This window comes from Hydrogenophaga sp. (assembly GCF_030373225.1).
Taxonomy (GTDB): Bacteria; Pseudomonadota; Gammaproteobacteria; order Burkholderiales; family Burkholderiaceae_C; genus Hydrogenophaga.
The window spans coordinates 30,511-51,113 of record NZ_JAUCZG010000022.1; the positions used below are offsets into that span (position 1 = coordinate 30,511).

The 20,603-nt window shown below is 62.9% G+C and carries 20 protein-coding genes; 10 read left to right on the forward strand and 10 right to left on the reverse strand.

The window, feature by feature from the left end:
• Positions 1 to 13: 13 nt before the first annotated feature.
• From QUV35_RS13025 to QUV35_RS13040, 4 genes are read left to right on the forward strand one after another with little or no spacing between them, the layout of a single operon-like run.
• Positions 14 to 796: a hypothetical protein gene (locus QUV35_RS13025; protein WP_300874642.1), complete on the forward strand. Its 783-nt coding sequence runs from the start codon at positions 14 to 16 to the stop codon at positions 794 to 796.
• Positions 789 to 1,871, forward strand: a complete 1,083-nt coding sequence (locus QUV35_RS13030) for an ankyrin repeat domain-containing protein (RefSeq protein ID WP_300874644.1) — start codon at positions 789 to 791, stop codon at positions 1,869 to 1,871. Before QUV35_RS13025 ends, QUV35_RS13030 begins: the two co-directional genes overlap by 8 nt.
• Positions 1,872 to 1,912: 41 nt before the next feature.
• Complete coding sequence (locus tag QUV35_RS13035; RefSeq protein WP_300874646.1) at positions 1,913 to 3,097, forward strand: ADP-ribosylglycohydrolase family protein; 1,185 nt, start codon at positions 1,913 to 1,915, stop codon at positions 3,095 to 3,097.
• Positions 3,097 to 4,122 carry a hypothetical protein gene (locus QUV35_RS13040; RefSeq protein ID WP_300874649.1) on the forward strand — a complete coding sequence of 342 codons (1,026 nt, stop codon included), beginning with the start codon at positions 3,097 to 3,099 and terminating at the stop codon, positions 4,120 to 4,122. The genes QUV35_RS13035 and QUV35_RS13040 overlap by 1 nt, the downstream gene beginning before the upstream one ends.
• A 72-nt stretch (positions 4,123 to 4,194) precedes the next feature.
• Here QUV35_RS13040 and QUV35_RS13045 read toward each other — a convergent pair whose 3' ends face one another.
• The 6 genes from QUV35_RS13045 to QUV35_RS13070 all read right to left on the reverse strand — a co-directional run bounded on the left by QUV35_RS13045 (position 4,195) and on the right by QUV35_RS13070 (position 10,200).
• Positions 4,195 to 5,589, reverse strand: a complete 1,395-nt coding sequence (locus tag QUV35_RS13045; RefSeq protein WP_300874652.1) for a hypothetical protein — start codon at positions 5,587 to 5,589, stop codon at positions 4,195 to 4,197.
• Between the two features lie 21 nt (positions 5,590 to 5,610).
• On the reverse strand, positions 5,611 to 7,908 hold the full coding sequence (locus QUV35_RS13050) for an ATP-binding protein (RefSeq protein WP_300874654.1): 2,298 nt from the start codon (positions 7,906 to 7,908) through the stop codon (positions 5,611 to 5,613).
• A gap of 112 nt (positions 7,909 to 8,020) precedes the next feature.
• Positions 8,021 to 9,019: a WYL domain-containing protein gene (locus tag QUV35_RS13055; RefSeq protein WP_300874657.1), complete on the reverse strand. Its 999-nt coding sequence runs from the start codon at positions 9,017 to 9,019 to the stop codon at positions 8,021 to 8,023.
• Positions 9,020 to 9,122: 103 nt separating this feature from the next.
• Entirely contained in the window at positions 9,123 to 9,398 is a 276-nt protein-coding gene (locus tag QUV35_RS13060) for a WYL domain-containing protein (RefSeq protein ID WP_300874660.1), read from the reverse strand.
• A 273-nt stretch (positions 9,399 to 9,671) separates the two neighbouring features.
• Complete coding sequence (locus tag QUV35_RS13065; RefSeq protein ID WP_300874662.1) at positions 9,672 to 9,992, reverse strand: hypothetical protein; 321 nt, start codon at positions 9,990 to 9,992, stop codon at positions 9,672 to 9,674.
• Between the two features lies 1 nt (position 9,993).
• A complete protein-coding gene (locus tag QUV35_RS13070) occupies positions 9,994 to 10,200 on the reverse strand; it encodes a helix-turn-helix domain-containing protein (RefSeq protein ID WP_300874664.1) in 207 nt (68 codons plus the stop codon).
• Positions 10,201 to 10,703: 503 nt separating this feature from the next.
• On the opposite strand from QUV35_RS13070, the gene QUV35_RS13075 reads away from it, so the two are divergent.
• The 6 genes from QUV35_RS13075 to QUV35_RS13100 all read left to right on the forward strand — a co-directional run bounded on the left by QUV35_RS13075 (position 10,704) and on the right by QUV35_RS13100 (position 16,361).
• Positions 10,704 to 12,038 (forward strand): VWA domain-containing protein, encoded by a 1,335-nt coding sequence (locus tag QUV35_RS13075; RefSeq protein ID WP_300874667.1) that lies wholly within the window; start codon positions 10,704 to 10,706, stop codon positions 12,036 to 12,038.
• 227 nt (positions 12,039 to 12,265) lie between these two features.
• The gene (locus tag QUV35_RS13080) at positions 12,266 to 13,294 is read left to right on the forward strand and encodes a WYL domain-containing protein (RefSeq protein ID WP_300874669.1); all 1,029 of its coding nucleotides are present in this window, start codon (positions 12,266 to 12,268) and stop codon (positions 13,292 to 13,294) included.
• A gap of 187 nt (positions 13,295 to 13,481) precedes the next feature.
• On the forward strand, positions 13,482 to 14,438 hold the full coding sequence (locus QUV35_RS13085; RefSeq protein ID WP_300874672.1) for a GIY-YIG nuclease family protein: 957 nt from the start codon (positions 13,482 to 13,484) through the stop codon (positions 14,436 to 14,438).
• Between the two features lie 523 nt (positions 14,439 to 14,961).
• Entirely contained in the window at positions 14,962 to 15,138 is a 177-nt protein-coding gene (locus QUV35_RS13090; RefSeq protein WP_300874677.1) for a hypothetical protein, read from the forward strand.
• A gap of 90 nt (positions 15,139 to 15,228) precedes the next feature.
• Complete coding sequence (locus QUV35_RS13095) at positions 15,229 to 15,855, forward strand: type IV toxin-antitoxin system AbiEi family antitoxin domain-containing protein (RefSeq protein ID WP_300874680.1); 627 nt, start codon at positions 15,229 to 15,231, stop codon at positions 15,853 to 15,855.
• A 101-nt stretch (positions 15,856 to 15,956) separates the two neighbouring features.
• A complete protein-coding gene (locus tag QUV35_RS13100; RefSeq protein WP_300874714.1) occupies positions 15,957 to 16,361 on the forward strand; it encodes a nucleotidyl transferase AbiEii/AbiGii toxin family protein in 405 nt (134 codons plus the stop codon).
• On the opposite strand, the gene QUV35_RS13105 is transcribed toward QUV35_RS13100, so the two are convergent.
• The 4 genes from QUV35_RS13105 to QUV35_RS13120 form a co-directional block, all read right to left on the reverse strand.
• A complete protein-coding gene (locus QUV35_RS13105; protein WP_300874683.1) occupies positions 16,358 to 17,011 on the reverse strand; it encodes a hypothetical protein in 654 nt (217 codons plus the stop codon). The genes QUV35_RS13100 and QUV35_RS13105 overlap by 4 nt on opposite strands.
• Before the next feature lie 88 nt (positions 17,012 to 17,099).
• Positions 17,100 to 18,422 carry a type II toxin-antitoxin system HipA family toxin gene (locus QUV35_RS13110; RefSeq protein WP_300874686.1) on the reverse strand — a complete coding sequence of 441 codons (1,323 nt, stop codon included), beginning with the start codon at positions 18,420 to 18,422 and terminating at the stop codon, positions 17,100 to 17,102.
• A 1-nt stretch (position 18,423) separates the two neighbouring features.
• Positions 18,424 to 18,660, reverse strand: a complete 237-nt coding sequence (locus tag QUV35_RS13115; protein ID WP_300874689.1) for a helix-turn-helix transcriptional regulator — start codon at positions 18,658 to 18,660, stop codon at positions 18,424 to 18,426.
• A 144-nt stretch (positions 18,661 to 18,804) separates the two neighbouring features.
• Positions 18,805 to 20,541, reverse strand: coding sequence for a hypothetical protein (locus QUV35_RS13120; RefSeq protein ID WP_300874692.1), 1,737 nt, complete (start codon positions 20,539 to 20,541; stop codon positions 18,805 to 18,807).
• Positions 20,542 to 20,603: the final 62 nt, after the last annotated feature.

Genomic DNA, 20,603 nt, shown 5'->3' on the forward strand with positions numbered 1-20,603 from the left:
CAGGGCTTCAACCATGCACCAACTGCAGCGCCAAGGCCTCCACCTTGAGACCACGCCTGGCCCGTTCTTCTCCCATTATTTCGGCGAACAGGTGCTGCAAAAGCTTGAGCGGCCAGCGGTGGGATTCAGCCAGTGGCCCGCAGCCACACGCAGTGCGCTGCACGCCTTGTGTCTGCACTTCGCGGCTGAAATGCCGGAAGCAGACCATGTGATCCGCGCCGATGTCGACACACCAGGGCATGTACCGCAGGGCATGGCGGACGGCCTTCTCATGTACTTTGGCTGGCAGGGTGGCGCAATGCGCGGTCAGTACACGGGTGTGGGCCGGCGGCACAGCGGAAGTAGTGTTGTCTTGGTGCTGTATGTTGCAGGCAGCTCCACAGAAGAAGGCCGCGAGCGTCTGGTTGCAGCGGAAGATCCGGCCGGATGGCTGGAGGGGCGCGTGATCACTGCTGTGGACGACGTCAACAGCTTCGCACGCGAGGCCGCGCCAGTCCTGCAGGCACAACGCCGCCTGTTGAAAGCAGCAAAGACGGCGAATACCTCCGGCTTTTGTCCCGCTTTCTGTCAGAAACACTGGAGCCAGGCAGCACGCCGTCCCGAGCCCGAAGCAGCGCAGGCCATCTTCAGCTATTGGACAGCCCGAAAAAAACAGATATCCCCTGTGCAGGCCGAACGTGAGCGTGATCTCTTCGCCGTCAACAACGGGTACCGGCGCAACCTTGCGGTGCAGTATGTGCGCGACCACCTGCCGGTCGATGAGGCTTACAGCCTGGCGATCAGTGAACATGCCTGAGGATCCGCGCAGATTTTTCGGCGTGAAGTCGGTGCCTGTGCACACCTACAAGTTCGGTCACCACCGCGTGAAACTTTCCCCGTCGCTGGCGTACTGGGACGACGCTTTGTCGTGTGCCTTTTTGCGCGCCGACCCCGACCATTTTGATAACGCGATCGCCTGGAGCGCGTCCATGCGCAATGCTCCGTCCTGGAGGTACGTTTTTGCTAAAGACCTCGGCATGGCAGCCAGGGCTGCGGTTCATCACGGAGAGACCGTTGGCCTGCAACCCGACCCGGACGAGCGAAGGTGTGCCCTTTTCAGTCCGGTCACACGACCACAAAACGTTCATGCAAGGCAACAGGCCACGCGCATCGCGCAGGACTTTGCAGCACTGAGCGATCACCACACCTGGGTCCACAACATCCGCGTGACACAGTTTGCCTACCTGTCCAATCCTGAGGCGAATGCAGAGATCATTAAAGGGTTTGTCGATGCCATCCGTAGTGTCGAGCAATCCCACGCCACCATACGCTGGCTGGTCGACGTACAACGGCATGCCCTGCCATGTTTTGAGCGGATCCTGCTCGGCGAAGGCGCCGACGCCGTCGAAGCCGAAACCGACACAGAGGCCATTGGTGAACTCATCGCTGCCGTGCGGCTCGGCTCAACGCAGCAAGTACAGGTTCAGTTGGACCGGGGGCGTTCGATCGACCAGATGGCCGGCTACAACCTGAACGCGCTCATGCTGGCCGCGATTCGTGGGCATGCCGAGATCGTGGCGCAGTTGCTGGACCATGGGTCGGACACGGCACGCACCAATTCAATCGGGAAGGCCGTGTTCACCATGGCGGTGCAAGAGGGACGGCTGGAGCTCTTGCCACCCCTGCTCGCTGCCGGCGCTGATCTGCATGCCTGCACGCTGCGTGGCGAAGATGCCCTGATGTTTGCAGCCCATGCGGGGCAAACAGAGATCATTCGGTTTCTTTTGAAGCATGGAGCCGACCCAGGGCGCAGGAACAGAATCGGTCAGAGCGCGTCTGATTTCGCCCGCCAAGGGGGGCACCACACCCTGGCGGTCTGGCTGAGTAACTGAAGATGGTGCCCCAAACCAGTGATGCGAAGCCCGCAGATCGAATGAACCACATGACAACAGGCAATTCTTGGGAGCAGGCGCGGTCGATGGCCAGGTCTGGTCGGTTGAGGCTGCATTGGGACCAGCTTTTGGACTCCCCTCCCCAGCCGCTGCCCTGCGGCATCGAACTGGCGGACAAGGTCGAGGGCATGCTGCTCGGGCTTGCCATTGGTGACGCGCTGGGCAACACATCCGAGTCTCTGTCACCCGCTCAACGCAAGCTGAGTGTTCCTGGGGGATGGGTTTCAGGTTACCTCCAGAATCGCCATGCCGACAACTGCAATGTGGGTTTGGCGTCCGACGATACGCAAATGGCCTTTTGGACGCTGGAGCAGATGCTCGTTGACGGAGGACTCGACCCCTCGCGCTTGGGTGAGATCTTTTGCAGCCGGCAGATCTACGGCATGGGGCGCACGGTTGGGCAGTTTCGCAGCAACCGGACATCCGGTCGTCCATGGTCCGAGTGCGGCGTGGCGTCCGCAGGAAACGGTGCCCTCATGCGCATTGCTCCCGTCCTTCTTCCCCATCTGCGCTCGCCCAGTCAAAACTTGTGGGCCGACACCTTGCTCGCTGCGCACTTGACCCACGATGATCTGCTTTCAAACGCCAGTTGTGTGGCCTTGGTTCAGATGCTGTGGCGCTTGCTGGGCATGCAGGCGCTGCCCTCCAGGCACTGGTGGATCGACACCTGGCTGGCCACCAGCGAACCCCTCACGGCCGGGCGCGCAGATGGCACGTTCACACCTCGCGCCCAACACCCGCCGATGTTCATCGGAACGATGGCAGACATGGTGGACCAATACGTTGGGCCTGCCCTGGATCGAGACATGGACGTGGCAGAGGCTTGTGGCATCTGGCACTCGGGCGCCTACCTGCTGGAGACCGTGCCGTCGGTTTTGTATGTGCTGTCGCGACATGGCCACGATCCCAAAGAGGCCATCCTGCAAGCTGTCAACAACACGCGAGACAACGACACCTGTGCCGCCATAGTCGGTGCTGCGGTTGGCGCCCTGCATGGCGCGTCGGCCCTGCCCTCGCGGTGGATTGATGGGTTGCTGGGCCGCACCACCGCCAATGACGATGGCCAGGTGTTCCGCTTGCTGGCTCGGGCTGGTGACAGCTATGGCTATGGCGCGTCACCCCGGGTGCGGCAGCGGGCTGGCGCATCGACAAATATGGAGAACTGATGGACTGGTTTGAACGCATCACAGGTTTCGCCGAGGGCAACTACGCCAGCACGCAGGCAAATTTGTCTGTGGACGGGCAGTTTCTGGTGTCCAAGGTCAACGGCAGCCGGCACCGCATCGGGCAATTGGAGCTCATGACGCTGCAGGCGCTGCGCGCGCGTCGGGTCTGGCCTCAGCATGAGCAGCACCGCACATCGGTCCGGTGCCTGGCCGGAGACGCTCGCGCGTTGCATGCACGGCCGGAGTTTGCCGGGGCAAGCTTTCAAGTCGCGTCACAGTTCAACCTTCTGGAGATGGTGGGACCCGGCATCACCCCGGAGCACGGCGTCACTCGCTACGTTGACGACAACACCCAAGGCCCAGCTTGCGCGATCGCTGCCGGCGCGGGCACGATTTACCGCAACTACTTTGTACCGGTGGACGGTGCTCCGGGCCAGACCGAGCACCGCCAGATCAACACACTGGCGCCTCTTGGCATGGCGCTCGCCGACCGCCTGAGTCGGCCAGTGGAGTCATTGTGGACCATGCGCAATGGCTATGCACTCTGCGCAGCAGACGGCCTCGCAGCGATCGGCCGTCACTTGCAGCAGGCCGATGAACAAGAACTGGATGACCTGCGCGGGCAGCTCGCAGTCGGCGTGCACCGACATGTGGCCGTGACCGATGTGCACCGCGCTGAACCACCCACGGTGACGCAGGTCTACTGCTCTGCGCTCCCGATCGCTTACAGCGGCATCGCGCCAGCGGCGTGGGAACCATTCGCCCGGCTGGTGCTGGAGGCGGCTTACGAGGCCACGTTGCTCGCAGCGGCAGAGCAGCCCGACCCAAGAATTCAACCGACAGTTCTGCTGACACGGCTGGGCGGAGGCGCTTTTGGCAATCCTGACAACTGGATCGACAACGCGATCAGCAGGGGGCTGGCCGCGACTGAATCTTTGAGGTTGGACGTGAAACTGGTCAGCTACGGCACGATCCATCCGGGCATGCGTGCCATCGAAGCAGCCTGGAACAGTCGCTATCGGTAGAACAGCAAGCGTTGGGCATGCTCAAGCGCATTGGGCGTCACGGTATCGCCGAGAGGGAGAAGCACCGCAGGTTCATTCATACCGAACGCACTGGGCTGCAAAGGGAGCAACGAGGGTGCTCACTTTTTCCACAAAAATGGGCGCGGGATATCCAGAGAATTCTTCGAGGGTCAAGCTGAAATGGCGAATCAGGACTTCGTAATAAATGTTCCACTTGCGTGCACTTCTTGATTTGCCTTCTATCTTGGCCGACGATTCGTGGCTGTGCATGGCAACTTGGTAACCGATGACCGATGCCCATTGCCGGATCGTGCTGAAGCCGTTGAGCTGCCAATCTGCAAGTTCCTGGGCCCATTGTCTGGCTGTGACATCGCCCAGCGCGCGGCAAGCGAACAGGTGCTCCATGACATCCGACTGAACCTCGTCGATGAACACCAGCCGATGCAGATCGTCGACATGCACACGAAACCAGCCCACGGTTTCCTGGGTCACGGGATGCCCCGAGTCTTCGGCGAGATCGCGCAGGCTCTCTCTCAAGGCAGTGGTGTCGTCGTTCGGGGTGTCGCCAGACCACACAAGCCTTGGACTGCACACCTGGAACACGATTTGCGGGCCGGAGAAAACGGTCTGCACTTCCGACCACAGGCTGAAGGCCAGGCTGTACTTGCTGGTGCCGGTGCACATCAAGACCAGACCATCACGCTGCGCAACACCCTGGCGAAATGCCATCAGAAGATCGCGCTTGTACCGCGCCGCAATGGAAGGCCAGCGAAGCTGGAACGCGCGCCAGGTGATGTGGGATTCATTCGACGCCCGGAGCTCATGTTCAATGCGCTGCAGGGTGTCCGCCAGCTCCGACACGTACAGCGGCTCGGTGTGTTTGAAGAGCGCCTGCAACTGCAGCTTGCGCTTGAGGCCCGCCCGGTGTTCGCCGCCCGCATGGGATCGGTTTCGGGATTCGCGGGCACCCAGTTCCATGGCCACCGAAAGTGCGTGGCGTTCGATCGAGGCAATCTGCGCGTCGTCAAGCCGCATCCAGAAAGCGGTGACCACCTGTTTGAGCCATGCCTGCGGGTTCTCATAGGGGTCTGCAGACACCGGGGGCACCCCCTTGGTGCCTGGCAGCACCTGCTGTCGCTCAATGAAGCATCCAATCATGGAATCCGACAAACGAGCGACCTGGATCACGGTGGAGCTGACGCCGTAGCCGAAGTAAGCGGGGCGGTCTTTCAAACCCGCGCAGGCGCTGCTTTCACCCTCTTGGGCCACGCGACGATAGACCGCAGAGGCCTCGTCTATCGAAAGCAGGTGTTTGCGGGTTCGAGCCTGCACCTTGGACAGCGCCTGGCGCAGCTGGCTCATGTCCGGGTTGATCAACACCTGCCGACCATCCCCCAGAAGCTTCAGGGAATCGGCGTCGAGCTGGCGTCCACCTTGAGAGAGGGCCTTGGAATGAGGGAGCGTCATGGGAGTGAACCAAAAGCCTGTTCAGGTGTTGTTCGAAAACCCCATCACACCCTTGGACGCCCCTTTCTTCAACCCGACGGCGGCTTCAAGACTGAGCGCCAATGCCGCGGCCGACCCCACAGGCTGCAGCTTGGAGCGCCGGCGCAGTTGTTCGAAGTCGCCGGGGGTGAGGCAGCGCATGCGCCCCACCCTCGCCTGCAACGGCGCTTCGATCTCGCCGATACCGAGTTTTTCGCAGGTCTTGAGAAACATCGCCCAGGCCGCTGCCGGCTTCATGAAGTCCACCTTGATGGCCATGTCGAAACGCCGCAGGGAAGCTTCGTCCAGGTGTTCGAACAAGTTGGTTGAAGCGATGAAGATGCCCTCAAAGCTCTCCATCTGGGTCAGCATTTCATTGACCTGCGTGACCTCCCACTGGTGAAAGGCCTTCTGGCGCTCCTGCAGGAAGGAGTCCACCTCGTCCAGTTGCAACAGGGCGCCGTGCTGGCGCGCCGCGCTGAACGCTTGCGCAATGTTGCGCTCGGTCTCACCCGGAAACGGACTGATCAAGGTCGAGGCTTTGATCACCGTGTGCTCCAGGCCCAGCGTGTGCGCCAGCCAGTGGCCAATCGCCGTCTTGCCGGTCCCCGGGGGCCCGTACAGACACAAGCGACCGCTGCCACCGTCTTGCAAACCGCAGCGCAGACCCTCCAGGTCGGCATCGGCGTTGATCCACTGCGGCTGGAAATCGTCTGGTCCAAAACCGCCCTGCGACTGCAAACTCAGCGGGGCCTTGCCTTGCATCTTGAGCCGGCTGTTGATCAGGTGGATGGCCACGGACTCACGCTCGAGCTGCGTTTGGTGGACGGCGAATGTTTTGACCACATGGGCGGTGGATTCAATCAGCGCTGGTGAGATGTCCCGGCTTTTGGAGATCTTCAGACGCGCAGCGGGACCGATCACATCCGAAAACGCACGCTCCAGCATCGCGAGGCGGTGCTCTTCGCTGGGTGCCGGCATCTCCAGGCAGACGCTGAAGCGGCGCAGGTAAGCCTCGTCGTAGCCCGCAATGGAATTCGTGACCCACACGGTGGGAATCACGTTGCGCTCCAGCATGCGGTTGATCCAGGACTTGCGAGGCACCTTGGCTTCGTCCTCTTCACCCGTGGCCCCCGGTCCCTGTTGCAGCACCTCTGCACATTCATCAAACAACAGCAGCGTGGGCTGGTTGCAGAAAAAATCCTGGGCAATGAGGAAACTGCGAACGCGACGCAGGGGCGTCACTGGGTGGCCTGCGAGGTTGTGCGGACTGATCTCCATCAACTGAACATTCAACCCGGCCGCCAGCATGCGAACGAATTCGGTCTTGCCGGTGCCGGGTTTCCCATGCAGCAGGATGTTGATGCCGGGGGTCCGGTCTTCCATCGCCCTTGAGAGCAGCGCACTGCAAATTTGCCTGTCTGTGGCGATGTGTCGAAAATCATCGGGCGTGAGGGTCGCACCCATCACGGGTTGCACAAAACCCTCCACGAGCCGGCGGATGTCGTCATGGCGGATCAACATTTGGGCGGCAAACGAACTGGTCAGCAAATCCATGAGATGGCGCAACGAGAAACGCCCCGTCATGTCGATCGACAGCAAGCCGGTTGTGTAGAGCTTGGACTCCCGGCTGAGCGCCCGCACCACCTCCCCGCTCTTGACCCGCAGCATGGGCGCCAACACCCGCGGTGCTGCGTAGCCGTAAAGACCCTCGCCGAGCACACCGACAACCGCATCCATGGCCGGCTCGACGTGGACCAGGATGGCCAACCCAAGGATGTCGCGTTCGACGCTGGTCAAACCAACCAGCGCGCACACGCTGTCGAGGTTGTGGTTCAGCGAAGCCGGAAACTGCGGCTCCACCCCATGTTCGCTTTCCCACATGTCCAGCACCTCTTCCAGGGCCTGGTGGACTTCTCCCAATGTGTGGACGCGCACAAATGCCTCCAGGTTGGTCAGACCCAGAAACCTCGTCAGATTCACCAGGTTGAACCCGAAGAGCCCATTGAGTTGCCCCAGCGCCGGCGTCAACACCAGTACCCGAAGGCAGACAGTGCGCAGCCAGCGGATGTACCCGGGATCGTGGGAAACGGGTTCCTGCGTGCTGTCTTCATAAACAACGTCATCGACCTGCAGCGTCAATGACGGGGCGTCATCGCCCAGCAGTTCGGCCTCTTCAACTGCAGCCTTGCGAAGTGCTCGCTCCAGCTGGGGCGCACCCAGCTTGTGAGCGTATTCCTCAATGGATATACCCGACTGAGAAACGGGCTTGGCCTCGTCCAGCCGATCTTCTGAATACATGCCGATTCCTGTGATGTCTGACGTGAAACATGCGCCGGCAGGCGACCTTGGGGCCTTGGGGCCTTGGGGCCTGCAGAGGTGCGGCTGGCGGATGCGGTGTGTTGCAGGCCTCTCAGCCTGCGACGGCTTGCCGGTACATGGCCGCCGACTTCGACAAGTCGTCTGCCATGCGCGTGACCAGAAAGCCGGGTTGCACGACCCGAACATGGAAGGCCATGCTGAGCAGCCAATGGACCAGCTCTTCCGTGATGGGCATCTCCACCTTCATGGTGAAACTGCCGTCGGCGTGTTCTTCAATCACCGGATCGGGCGCCAGGGGCGTCTCCTTGAGCCACTGCGAGCCGGCATTGATGCGCAGTTCAATGTGTTCCAGCTTGCCGTAGATGTCTTTGGGAAACACCGGGTGTCCGATGCCCTGCTTCAGAAACTCGCCCAGGCTCCAGTTCGCGGGTGCCTGCGCCGTTTCAAACGACGAAGTGGCCTGGAGGATGCGCGCCATCAAGATCCGGTCGACCCGGTTGGTACCGGTGCGGCGGGCAATCAGGTAGGTGCGCACGCCCTGCTGAACCAGAGCCAGCGGGCTGACCTCACATTCCTCCTCTTCGCGGGAGGGCGAGTGCACGATCCTCAGCCGCAGGCAGTGCTCCATGAGCACCGCCTTGTGCACGGTTTGTTTGATCTCTTCGTCCACCGCGGGTGGACAGAACGGCAAGACCGCGGGGAGCACGGCAATTTTTCCGAGCCACTTGCGCCCGAGATCCTCGGACACCCGAACACCCAGCCCGGCTTCACGCGCCATGTCGACCACAGCGTCTTGTGCGGCATCAAAAAAGGGAGACAGCGCACGGTGTGCTTCGTGCGTCAGCAGGTCTGTGCCGAATTTGCTCAACAGACCAAACGCCATCAATTGCTCTTGGCTCAGGGGTTTCAGGAGCAGCGGAGCGGTCTCCTTCATTCGAAACCGGTGCTCCCTGCTGGTCTTGTCCCAATCCAGGCAGTTGGGGTAAGTCTCTTCAATTTTCTTCAAATTGTTGCTGATCTTCCGGCGCTTGCTTTCTGCGGAGTGGGACGCTCCCCAGTTGTCGTGGAGCATCTCGGCCATCTTGTTCATGCTGATGAACCTGGCCGGCTCCCGTGGAATTTTCTTCAACAGCTCGATTTGAAATTTGCTCAGCGGCATACGAGTTTTTCCTGGGGTCGGTTCTGTTTCGGCACTAGACCAATCGGTACAGGTGCAGGGTTTGTGCGAGCTCCTCGCGAATCAGCTCGCGCAGCCCCGGCGGATGGATCACCTCGACGTCGGTCCCCATGCACTGGATCCAGTGCACGAGCTCCTGCGTGAGCGGCATGAACACATCCAGAAAAATCTCTCCATCCCTGGACGAGATGGTTTGCCCCAGACCCAGCGGCGTCTCCAACAAAGCGGCGACCAATCGCTTGCTGACACCGAGTCGAACCAGTGGCATCTCTTGCATCTCCAGTTGGGTCATACCTTCTCCTGCAGTTCGAGCGTGCGCCAACGTCGGCCCGAATGTGACGTTCATGAAGCGGCGCTTGCCTGCGCCGCGATGCTCAAAGGATGCCGGATGAAGACGACAATTTTTGTCTCAAGGGGGCTGCAGCGGTCCGACTCGAATCCGCTGCCGGTCATCCATTGCGACTGCAGAAATCTTGACAGGAGATGCGACAGGCTGTGTCGCTTTGCAGCGGCCATGAAGTGACGCATTACCCGATTTCCGGCCCCTTCAAGACCAGGGCCACGCTCACTCCGGGGTGTCGGCTTCAGCCTCGCCTTGCGCTGGGGACATGGCGAGGCGGCGCAGGGTGGTAGCACAGCGGGCTTCGGGGGTCAGCCGCTCGGCGACGCGCTTGAGTTCCTTCTTCACCTGGGCAGGCGACAGGCCAGCGCTGGCAGCAAACGGTTCCCAGTGCCGGGCGTGCAACACGGCAAAGCGGTACTGGTTGCCGATCTTCATCGCCATCTTGTGCCACTCGGGCAAGTAGCTGAAGGCGATGCGGCCGCCGGTCTGCATGAGCGTGTCAATGGGGTTGCCGAACAGCCAGACGCCAAGCTGTCGGGCCATGTCATACACCCCTGCCCGGGGTAGGCAGGCCACCCACCTGCAGTTCGCCGCCCAGGGCGTGCAGCACGCGCAGGATGTTCTCCAGCCGCAAGGTGGGCTTGCCGGCTTCGAGGTCCACGATGAAGCGAACACCGACGCCGGCGGCCAGGGCGAGTTGGGGCTGGGTCAGATTCAACTTGCGGGCGCTGCGCCAGGCAGGCGACCACATCGGCCTCGGTTTCAAGGCAATGCTTGGCGGTCCAGTCGGCTCAGCGCGCCACGCGGACTGGCATCAGCACAGGCGCTGACCTCTTGCCAACGGTGCTGCGCCTCATCGGCCGCCTGGTCATCTCCGAGGGTCAGCGCGGGCACGCGGCGCTCGGCCCGGATGCCTGCGGAACCCCGCGTTCTGGTGGGCACGCAGTTGGTGGCCAGGGAAGTGGCCATCGCGCGGCGGGTCGTCGCGTGTTCATCACCACCCCCCGTGCCGGCGACAGGTTCTGGCACCAGACCCTGGCCAAATCCACAGACCGCGTGGTCGCACCCTGTGTTGCGACACCCCCAACCACAGACAGGAGATCACCCGGCCAACCCGCATCGTGACTGCGTCGAGCTTCGGAACAGCTCGGGCCCCACATGGGGCACCCGAGTACCGGCTGAGGCCGCCTCTGGCCACGATTTTCAGCTTCGCACACCGATGGTTCACCCGATCCATCTGACACGGAATCTCTCATGAACGAACACCTCTCGCATTCCACTGCCGTGACGCTCACCCCGCGCCGTGCCGGCCTGCGCGCCACAGGCGACAACACGGTTGAGGTTCTGCTCAGAGTGCAGGCACCCGATGCGCCGCCGGGCCAGACCGGCGAGCGTCCGCCCCAAGCCGTTGCCCTGGTGATCGACCGCTCCGGCTCGATGCAGGGCCGCCCGATCGCCGAGGCCCGGCGTTGCGCCGACTACGTGATCTCCACACTGCGGCCCCGTGACACGGTGTCGCTCGTCCAGTTCGACAAGCGCGTACAGCGCCTGTGGCCGGCTATCCCGCTGCGCGACGCGTCGGCCGTGCGCGGGGTCATCGCCGGCATACACGCAGGCGGCAACACCAACCTGTTCGGCGGCTGGCGCGAAGGCGTCGACACGCTCGCCGACGCGCCGGGCACCGGGCTCAAGCGTGTGATCCTGCTCTCGGATGGCCAGGCCAACGAGGGGGAGACCGACATGCCCACCATCGCATCGCAGTGTGCCGTCTGGGCGTTCCGGGGCATCACGACGAGCACCTACGGCCTGGGCGACGTCTTCAACGAGGACCTGATGGTTGCCATGGCCCGCGCGGGCGGCGGCAACCACTACTACGGCGACACAGCCGACGACCTGATGGAGCCTTTCCAGCAGGAACTGGAACTGCTCGGCAATCTGTGCCTGCGGGACTTGCGCGTCACGGCCACGGCACCGGATGGGGTCGGGGTCCAGATAGTGAACGACCTGCCCCGGGCTGAGGGCGCGTGGCGCCTGCCCGACCTGGCCTGGGGTGCCGAGGCCTGGGCGGTGCTGCGGCTGACCGTCCCGGACACGACGCTGCCCGCGGTTGGCGACCTGCTCCCGCTGCTGCGCATCTCGGTGCAAGGCCTCAGCCTGGATGGCGAGGCCGTGCAACGCGAGTTCGCGGCACTGGCGCTGCCGGTGCTGAACCAGGCCGCATTCGACCTGCTTGCCGACGACGAACTCGTCACGCGGAGGTCGGTGGAACTAGCTGCCGCTGGCGCGCTGACCCAGATGCACGCGGCCGCCGCAGAGGGCGACTGGGTCGCTGTCGACCGCCTGCTTGAGACGGCCAGCGGCCAGTTCGCTGGTCACGCATGGGTGGGCGCCATGCTGGACGCCATGAAGACCATTGCCGACAGCCGTTTGCGTGAGCGGATGATGAAGGAATCCATGTACTCGTCGAGCAAGCTGCGCAGCCGGCTTGCTGCCAAGGAAGAGCCGATCGCTTTCTCGGCCGGCGACGATGCAGCCCAGCAGCCCAGCTACCTCCGGCGCAAGCCGGCGCAGGGCAAGACGGGCGAATAGGCAGGGTTTCGGCGAGGCTTGATCGTCTGGCCAGTTCAAGCGCCACGTCGCAGACCCACCGTCGAAGTTGCAATGGCAGTCCAGGGCAGAGGCTCAAGTCAGCGAAAGGACGGCGCGCTTGTGGACGAACCGAGACACAGATGGGCGACCTGGGGTGGCTTGCGACATGAACGGTCGCAGCAGGCCCGGACAATCCAAACATCCTGTTATCGGATAAGGACACATCGATGAAGCTGACGACTGGCGTGCGCATGCTGCGCCTGCTGAACACCAGGCCCGAAAACGCGCTGACCACGGCAGAGATCTCGCTTCGCTGGGGCAACATGAGCGGCACGGCCGTGACGCTGCGGAGCATCCAGCGCTACATGAGCGACTTGTCTCAGGACAGCAGCGACGGGCCTGCGCTGGTGGCGGTGGTCCAGCGGGGGACGGACCGGTCCTACTACTTGAAGGCCTCGCAAGTAGCCAACTGGTTCATGACCGAGGAGGCTGCGCTGGACCTGCAGCTGAGCCGGGACGTCTACGGGCGGGCATTCGGGTCCGAGGACAAATCCAACGGCGACAAGCTGGCCGACATGGCCGAGCTCGTCGTCGCCGCATCGCCCGAGACAAAACGGATCCGCGATCGCCTGCGCATCGCCCCCGACGGCATCGGCCGGCTGCCCGCGTGCATCGAGCCCGGTGTGCTTCGAGCCTGTATCGACGCCATTGGGAAGAACCGCCAGCTCGGCTTCAACTACCGCGGTGCTTCCGGCGAGACTTCGATCAAGCTCGTCAGTCCGCTCGGGCTGGTGGCCAAGGATGGTGCGATCTATCTGGTTGCCATCAAGGAACTCAGCGACGCGCCGCGACACTACGCGCTGCAACGCATGCTCAATGCCGACTTGCACTTCCAGCCGGCTCAGCACAGGCCCGAGTTCGACCTCCAGCAGCACATCGTCGACTCGCACCAGTTCAGCCATGTGCTCGACGCCCAGGCGACGCCGGTTCAGCTCAAGCTGCGCGTGGCGCCCGAGGCGATCTACCACTTCAGGGAGCGGCCGCTGTCGAACGACCAAGCCATCGCCTCGCCCGCGGCGAGCGAGCCCTGGCACACCGTGACGGCCACCGTGCCGAACACGATCCTGCTGATGCCGTTCCTGCTGAGCATGGGCCCATGGATCGAAGCACTCGCGCCCGCAGACGTTCGCGCCGAAGCCACCAAACGGATCGGTGGCATGTGGACGCACTATGCCGGTGAGCAAGTGACGCGATGACAGCTTTTGTCGCCGACTGTCGGCACACTGGAGGCTTCCCTGATTTGAAGGAGAGGTCGACTGCACCCACGGGCCTGGTTCCCGTCCATGGCGCTGCGACACCTGCTTGAGCGACTCCCACGCCGAAGCATCGATCGTTTGAGATCGGTGCCGGTCTTCAGAACCACCCCCACACCGAACCTGCACGATGCCAGACCAGACCTGCTCCCACACAGACGCACATGAGTTCATACCCCTGCTGCCCTACTACGTCTACGTCCTGACCGATCCTCGCGACGAAACGGTTTTCTATGTTGGAAAGGGCAAAGGAGAGCGAGCCTTCAATCACACGACTGAAGTCAGGATGTTGATCGCGAGGGGCACCGCCCTGGAGTCTGCCAAGCACCGCAAGATCCGGGAGATTCTGGACTGTGGCGCCGAACCCAAGGCGATGGTCGTGGCGCGCTTCGACGATGAGCAGCAAGCCCATGCGGTCGAATCGGTGTTGATCAACTTCAGCTACGACTACGAGCACAGCCTGACCAATTCCGTGCGCGGACATGGCGCGGAATTCGTGAGGCGCTTTGGTGACAGCAGCGTGCTGGCCGGCATTGATATTCCGGCACGGGTGCGGACGAACGACGGGGGTTTCAGAGACAAAAAAATAGAGGCACTGCAGGCTGCCGGTGCGTACGAACTCCTGGATCGAATCCGTGATCAGCTGTCGGCTCGCGGCTTCGTCTGGCGCAACTTCGAAGCGGGGACACCTGACCGGCCATTCGATCCCGGAGCGAGCAACGGGTGCCTGGGTGTCATGGTGCACATCGAGGGAATCGACTTCATGGTCACCTTTTCCAAGGCTTGCCGGCCCGGCGTTTCAGTTGCCAACACACCCGCGACGAGAAATGCGAAGGCACGTGAAGGCCTTGTTCGAATTGAGCAGGAGTTGGGAGCGGAATTTCGCGTTGGGCCGCCGAAGAACACTCTGATCAAGGGCGAGGGTCGCTTCAGAGACTTCGAGCACACTCAGCGAGTGCGGGCAAACGGCAAGCCCGAGCTCACCAAGCCGACCTTCGACCCGGACAACCTCGAAGCGCTGTTTGAGCTGTTGGGTAAGTTCAGGAGAATTCTGGGTGCCCCTCCTTCCACGCCTGGAGCCGCTTAGGCGGTGCACCGGTGCGTGAACGGCTGGACGAACGATGAGATTCCTTCACACCGCCGACTGGCACCTCGGTCGCTACTTACACGGCACCTCGCTGCTGCATGACCAAGCCCACCTGCTCGACCAGTTCGTCGACCTGGCGCGCTCCGAATAAGTCGACGCCGTCGTCGTCGCCGGCGATGTTTATGACCGCGCCGCGCCGTGCCGCCTGCCGATGCCGCCTGCCGGTGAGAGGCGCAAGTCGCCATCGCCCGCGGGCATGCGGCGTCGGGGCATGTTCGCCAGCGGCTTAACCAGGTCTGCGTTGTCCAGCCAGCAGCAAGAGCAAAGCAGAGAAGGGAAGCGTGGCCCGGTCGCCAAACGGTTCTGCTTGCTGCGGTAACGACTGGGACAGCGGGGTTGTGTGTGGGGGCCTCAGTGGATGGATGGAAAGTGGGGCCGGGCACCGCCAACGCAGTGGCCGACTTGGCCGCCGCTGCAACATGCACCATGGCCTCGCCCGGGTTCGTCGAACGGGGCCGACGACATGGCGAACCAACCCGTCGGGCGCGCGTTTTTTCATGGGCTGCCTGTCGGTGAGGAAGTGCGGGAGGGCGTGGCCGTTGGCCAGCAGCGCATCAACCAGCAGAACCGGAAGGCCGCCGAGCACCAGCTCGACGACCTGATCGGCAGCGTCGAGCCCCGACTGGAAGACGTCCCTTGAACAAGCAGGACCCACCAGATCGCGAGCAGGCATGTTGCGTTATTACTGTAATCATTGACGTTAACAGTTATTTCGCAACAAAATGCCGCCATGAACGCTACCGCCGTCGAGACCTCATCCACCCAGGAACAGCAGGTGCTGCGGCTCGCACGCGAGCACAAGCTCTTGCGCGCGCGCGACGTGACTCAGCACGGCCTGCCAACCATCGCCCTGACGCGCTTGGTGCAAGCCGGCAAGCTCGAACGCGTGGCGCGCGGCCTCTACAGCCTGCTCGACACCGAGATGAGCGAGTACCGCTCGCTGGCAGAAGTCTCGGCGCGTGTGCCCAAGGGCGTGGTCTGCCTGCTGTCGGCCTTGCGGTTCCACGAGATCGGAACACAGGCCCCCCACGAGGTCTGGATCGCCATCCCGCCACACATGGTGAGCCCTCGGCTCGACCAGCCCGCGATCCGGGTCGTGCGGATGTCGGACGAAACCCTCGCCGAGGGCGTCGATCGCCTGAAGATCGACGGTGTCGACGTGGCGGTCTTCACCGCGGCCCGGACCATCGTCGACTGTTTCCGGTTCCGCAACAAGATCGGGCTGGACGTGGCGCTCGAAGCACTGCGCGATGGCTGGAGCCAGCGCAAGTTCACGCTGGACGACCTCTGGCGACACGCCGCGCGCGGGCGCGTGGCCAATGTCATTCGCCCCTACATCGAGGCCATCACGGCATGACCGCCAACCGCGCCGCGTCGATCCGCGCCAGGCTCAAGCAGCACACCGACACGTCGAAGCAGGACTTCAACCTGACCTTGACCCGGTAGGGGCTGGAACGCCTGCTCTACCGACTGTCCATCTCCGAGCACGCACCGAACTTCCTACTCAAGGGTGCACTGCTGTTCCAACTCTGGTACGGCCAGCCGCACCGGCCGACACGCGATGCCGATCTGCTGGGTTTCGGCCCTGACGACGTTCCCACGCTGGTCGACTTCTTCCGATCGATTGCCTGCATTGCAGCGGACGACGGCGTCGTCTTCGATCCCACGTCGGTCGCGGGCAGCCCTATCCGCAAGGATGCTGGTTACGGCGGCGTGCGCATCGATCTGCGCGCTGCGCTCGACGGCGCCCGCCTTTCCCTGCAGATCGACATCGGCTTCGGCGATGCCGTCACGCCGGCGGCGCAGTCCATCGCCTACCCCACCCTGCTGCCCGACGTCCCCGCACCGACCTTGCGCGCTTAGAGCCAGCCGATGATCTCGACCTCGGCCCAGTCTTCTTCTGGGATCTCGGCCACGAGTTTGGCGATGACCGAGTCGCTGAGCAGCAGGTTGTCGGGCAGCAGCAGCTCGGTTTCGTCGTCGATGTGCTCGAACAGGAAAGGCATGGCCTGGTGCAGGGCGTTGCACTGGGCGATGAGCAGCAGGCGGTAGAGCTCGCCGTCGCGGTTGCCGGCGAGCTTGAGTTCGTTGACCTGACTGGCCTTGAGGCCGGGCAGTTCGCCCGCCTGGGCAAGCTCGCTGGCGTGCGCAAGGATCTCGGGCAGACCGCCCTCCCTGCTGGAGAGGGCTCGGTGACCATGGCCCAAATAGTCGTGCAGCTCCATGTAGCGCAGGGCGGCGAAGCGGTTGAACCAGGTGTAGGCCACGGCTTCGACGGTCTGGGTAAAGCCCTCCCGCTGCATGCGGGCGATGAGCTGCTGGCGCTGCGCGTCGACTTTGGCCTGCCATGCCTGGCCCGCGATAACAGTCACGTCGCCTTGCGTCTGGGCAGGCGCAACCTTCAGTTGACCGTACTCCTCGTCCAACCCCAGCTGATGGGCGCGGGCAGAAACGGCGGCGATGAAGTCTTTGCGGGCTTGCGGGGCGTAGGACTTGAGCTTGGACTTGTTCATGTTGAGGCAGGTGTAGCGCGCCCTGCGTGAGGGGCTAGGGCTGGGGCGGCGGAAAAGAGGATGGGGTGGAGAAGAGTTGGCCGCTGGGTTATGGCGAGGAGCCGTCTTCGTCTTGGGTGTCGGTTTCGTCCTCGGCTTGCGCTGGGGACATGGCGAGCCGGCGCAGGGTGGTGGCACAGCGGTATTCGATCAGTTCGCAAATCTGGTTGAGTACCGGATGTGTGTGACCTGCTACAGCAAACTGTTCGTGGTACTGCCGCGCTTCTGCGCCCAGTCTCTCGGCAACTCGTTTGAGCTCCTTTTTGACCTGCGCAGGAGACAGGCCGGTGCTGGCGGCAAACTGCTCCCAGTGGCGGGCGTGCAGCTCGGCAAAACGGTACTTGCTGCCGATCTTCATCGCCATCTTGTCGGTGAGCTCTGGGTAGACAGCGGTGGACAGCGCGTCGTAAAGGGGCGCGAGCACAGCGCCGCGTGGCGTGTAGAGCAGCGAGAAGTTCTTGGCGTGGGCGTCGTGGTTGCCGATGAGGACGTTGAACAGCACAAAGCTCAGTAACTTGAGAATCTGCGGTGCGTTGGGGCGCGTGGCGCTGCGCACCAGGGCAAAGGCCTGGGCGAGGTCGGGACCACCTTCGCTCTGGTACTTCAGTTCGGGCGGCACGCCCAAGGCCTGGCAGAAGTCTTCCTGGTGCAGGCGCTGGGTGGAGCTGGCGGATGCATGCGTGGCGGGCAAGCGGTCGTAACGCTGCACCAGCAGGTAGGGCTGCCCTTGCACCCGGCGGATTTCGGTGGGGGCTGAATCGAGCCCCATGGCCCGGGCGAGCGCCATGCAGAAGCCTTCGTTGAAGACGCTGCCTTCAACCCCTTCGATGGCGGGTTTGAGGATGTGGGTACTGGGGGAGCCAAACAGGGGCAGGCCGATGCGTTCGCCCGCAACAACCACGGGCAGCTTGTCTTGTGCCCCTGCGAGCGAAAGGCGCAAGTCGCCGTCGCCCGCGAGCATGGGGCGGCGGGGCATTTCTGCGAGCAGCTTGAGCAGGTCTGAGTCGTCCAGCCAGCGCACGGTATCGGCCGGGGCGGCATCGCTGGGCGATTGCCCGGGTTCCAGCAGGGTGACGGCGCCGGCGCATTCGCCGCCGATGCCGTCGAGCAGGGCAAAGTCGTTCTGGCGGGATACACCCAGGGCCTGGGCCACCAGGCGGCGCTTATCCCCCTCGGGCAAGAGGCCGGCAAAGAAGGGGCGCGTAGCCCGGTCGTCAAAGGTTTCTGCCTGCAGTGGCAGTGACTGAGAAAGCGGCGTTGCGTGTTCGTTGGTCAGCCATTCGGGGAGGTAGCTGAAGGCGAGGCGGCCGTCAGTCTGCATGAGCGTTCCGATGGAGTTGCCAAAAAGCCAGACGCCGAGCTGTCGGGCCATGTCAGGCCCCCTCGCCCGAGATGGGCAGGCCACCAACCTGAAGTTCACCGCCCAGGGCGTGCAGCACGCGCAGGATGTTTTCAAGCCGCAAGGTGGGTTTGCCGGCTTCAAGATCCACGATGAAACGCACACCGACGCCGGCCGCCAGCGCGAGCTGCGGCTGGGTCAAGTTCAGCTGCTTGCGAGCGCTGCGCATGGCTTGACCCAGGGACTCAGGGGTGTCGATACGGATGTTCATGCAAATTTCCTGTTCGGGAAATTATGAAGAGCCCTGCGCCCAGATGCAAGAAAAATTTACCGATAGGTAAATATTCACCAGCATCAGAGTCGCTGCGACAAAAATGCCCCGAACGGGAAACATTAATGGACCAGTGTGTCGCTGCTACTGCACCCGCGCTTTTTGCCCGGCGCGAATGACATCGAGCAGTTCGGTCTTGAGGTTGGCCAAGTAGACGTCCACATCGGCCTCGGTTTCCAGGTAGGTCTTGGTGGCCAAGTCTGCCGCGCGTACCACGCGGGTGGGCTTGGTCACGACATTGGCCACGTTGGGTGAACCTGTCGCGAGTGACTGGATGATGGCGCCGGGCACCGCCACAGCAGTAGCCGGCTTTGACGCCGCTTCAACGAGCGCAATGGCCTCGTCCATGAGTTCGCCTCCTTGCCCCTGAAGGTAAAGGATCTGGGCGATGCTGACCTGACTGGAGACGCGAGTCTTGAGGTCTTGCAATGGCTTAAGCGCTTTGTTGCTGACCTCGGGTGTGGCGCCTGCGGCGTCGAGCTTGGTCTGCACCTCGGCGATCTTGCTGTCGATGGACAGCAAAGCCCTTTCGCGCTTTTCCTGGGCCAGCTGCTCGTTCGCGGCAGTGACCGTGGCGAGCAATGGCTCAATGCGGTTGACCAGGCCGTAGGGCTTGGGGTTGTCGCGGATCTGGGCGAGTTCGGTGAGCGCGGACGCAGCAGGCGGCAGCTTGTTGAGCGCTTCACGGTTGTCGGCAAAGGCACGCAAACCTTCGAGCAGCTTGCGCCAGGCGGTGATCTGGGTCTTGTAAAAGTTGACCAGGTCGTGGATGTCTTCGGCGGTGTCGAGCCAGTCGTCTTTACTCGCGAGTAATGATTCGATGAATGCGAAGCTGTCGCCAGTGGCAAGCTGCTTGCCGATACGGGCCAACGCAGACTCGATGTCGGCCTTGCCGGGGTGGTGCGCCGTGCCCGCAGTGTGGACATAACTCTTGAGGTCGGACTGCCATTCGCCCAAGCGCTCGCGGAAGTCGGCGACCAAGCCGTCTTCTTCATCACGGCCCAACTTGCTGAACAACTCTTTGTACAGATCGCGCGCGCGCTTGATCGCGGTGGCGTCAGCTGTTTTGCGCTTGAGGATGGAAACCTGCTTGAACCGCGCGGACTTGGTGAGCGGCTCCATGGCGCTCAAGGGCTGCAGGTCGTCGCCTTCCATCATGAGCTTGATTTCACCCGCCTTGAACAGGCGGGCGATCAGCAACACGGTTTCCCACTCAGGCTTCCAGCCCCAGGGAATGCCGGCGAAACGGTCAACCACGTCGGACAGCAACACGCGGGTCTGTCCAGCCGCAAGGCCGAGATATTCACGTATCTCGTTGATGGCCAGCGCGTTGCCAGCTTCACCGTCCAGCCCAAGCCCAGGTTTGAGCACATCGTCGGCGCTCAACACGGCCCGTATCTCGGCGATGGGGTCGGCCTGGCGCACCTTCAGGTACGGGAGCTTGCTGTAGGTGTTGGTGATGAGGTAGTTGAGCAACTCGTCCAGCACGGTGCTGGGGCTGCTGGCTTTGATCTGCACCGGCTGACCCAGAGCGAAGAAGTCTCCCTCCCCGACCATCTCGGAGAGCTGGTGAACGAGACGCTGACGGCGCTCTCGGTTCTCGTCTTTGCGGTCGGCGAGGATGCGCTTGAGGGTGGGGCTGGCCTGGTCGGCCTTGGGGCTGAGAATGTACTTTTCGATCTGCACGTAGGTGGCGAGCTCGACATCGAGTCGGTCACCCTCAGCAAGACGAACGATGGCGCGCCCCATCCCTTCGCTGCTGCGCAGGATGCACTTGGCGGCTTGCAGCCGCTCGTAGTCGTCACCCAACGGGGTCAGCACCTCAAAGCTCAGGGCATGGCTGGCCTGGCGGTAGGGTGCGCCGTCGAGGATGCGGTTGAATT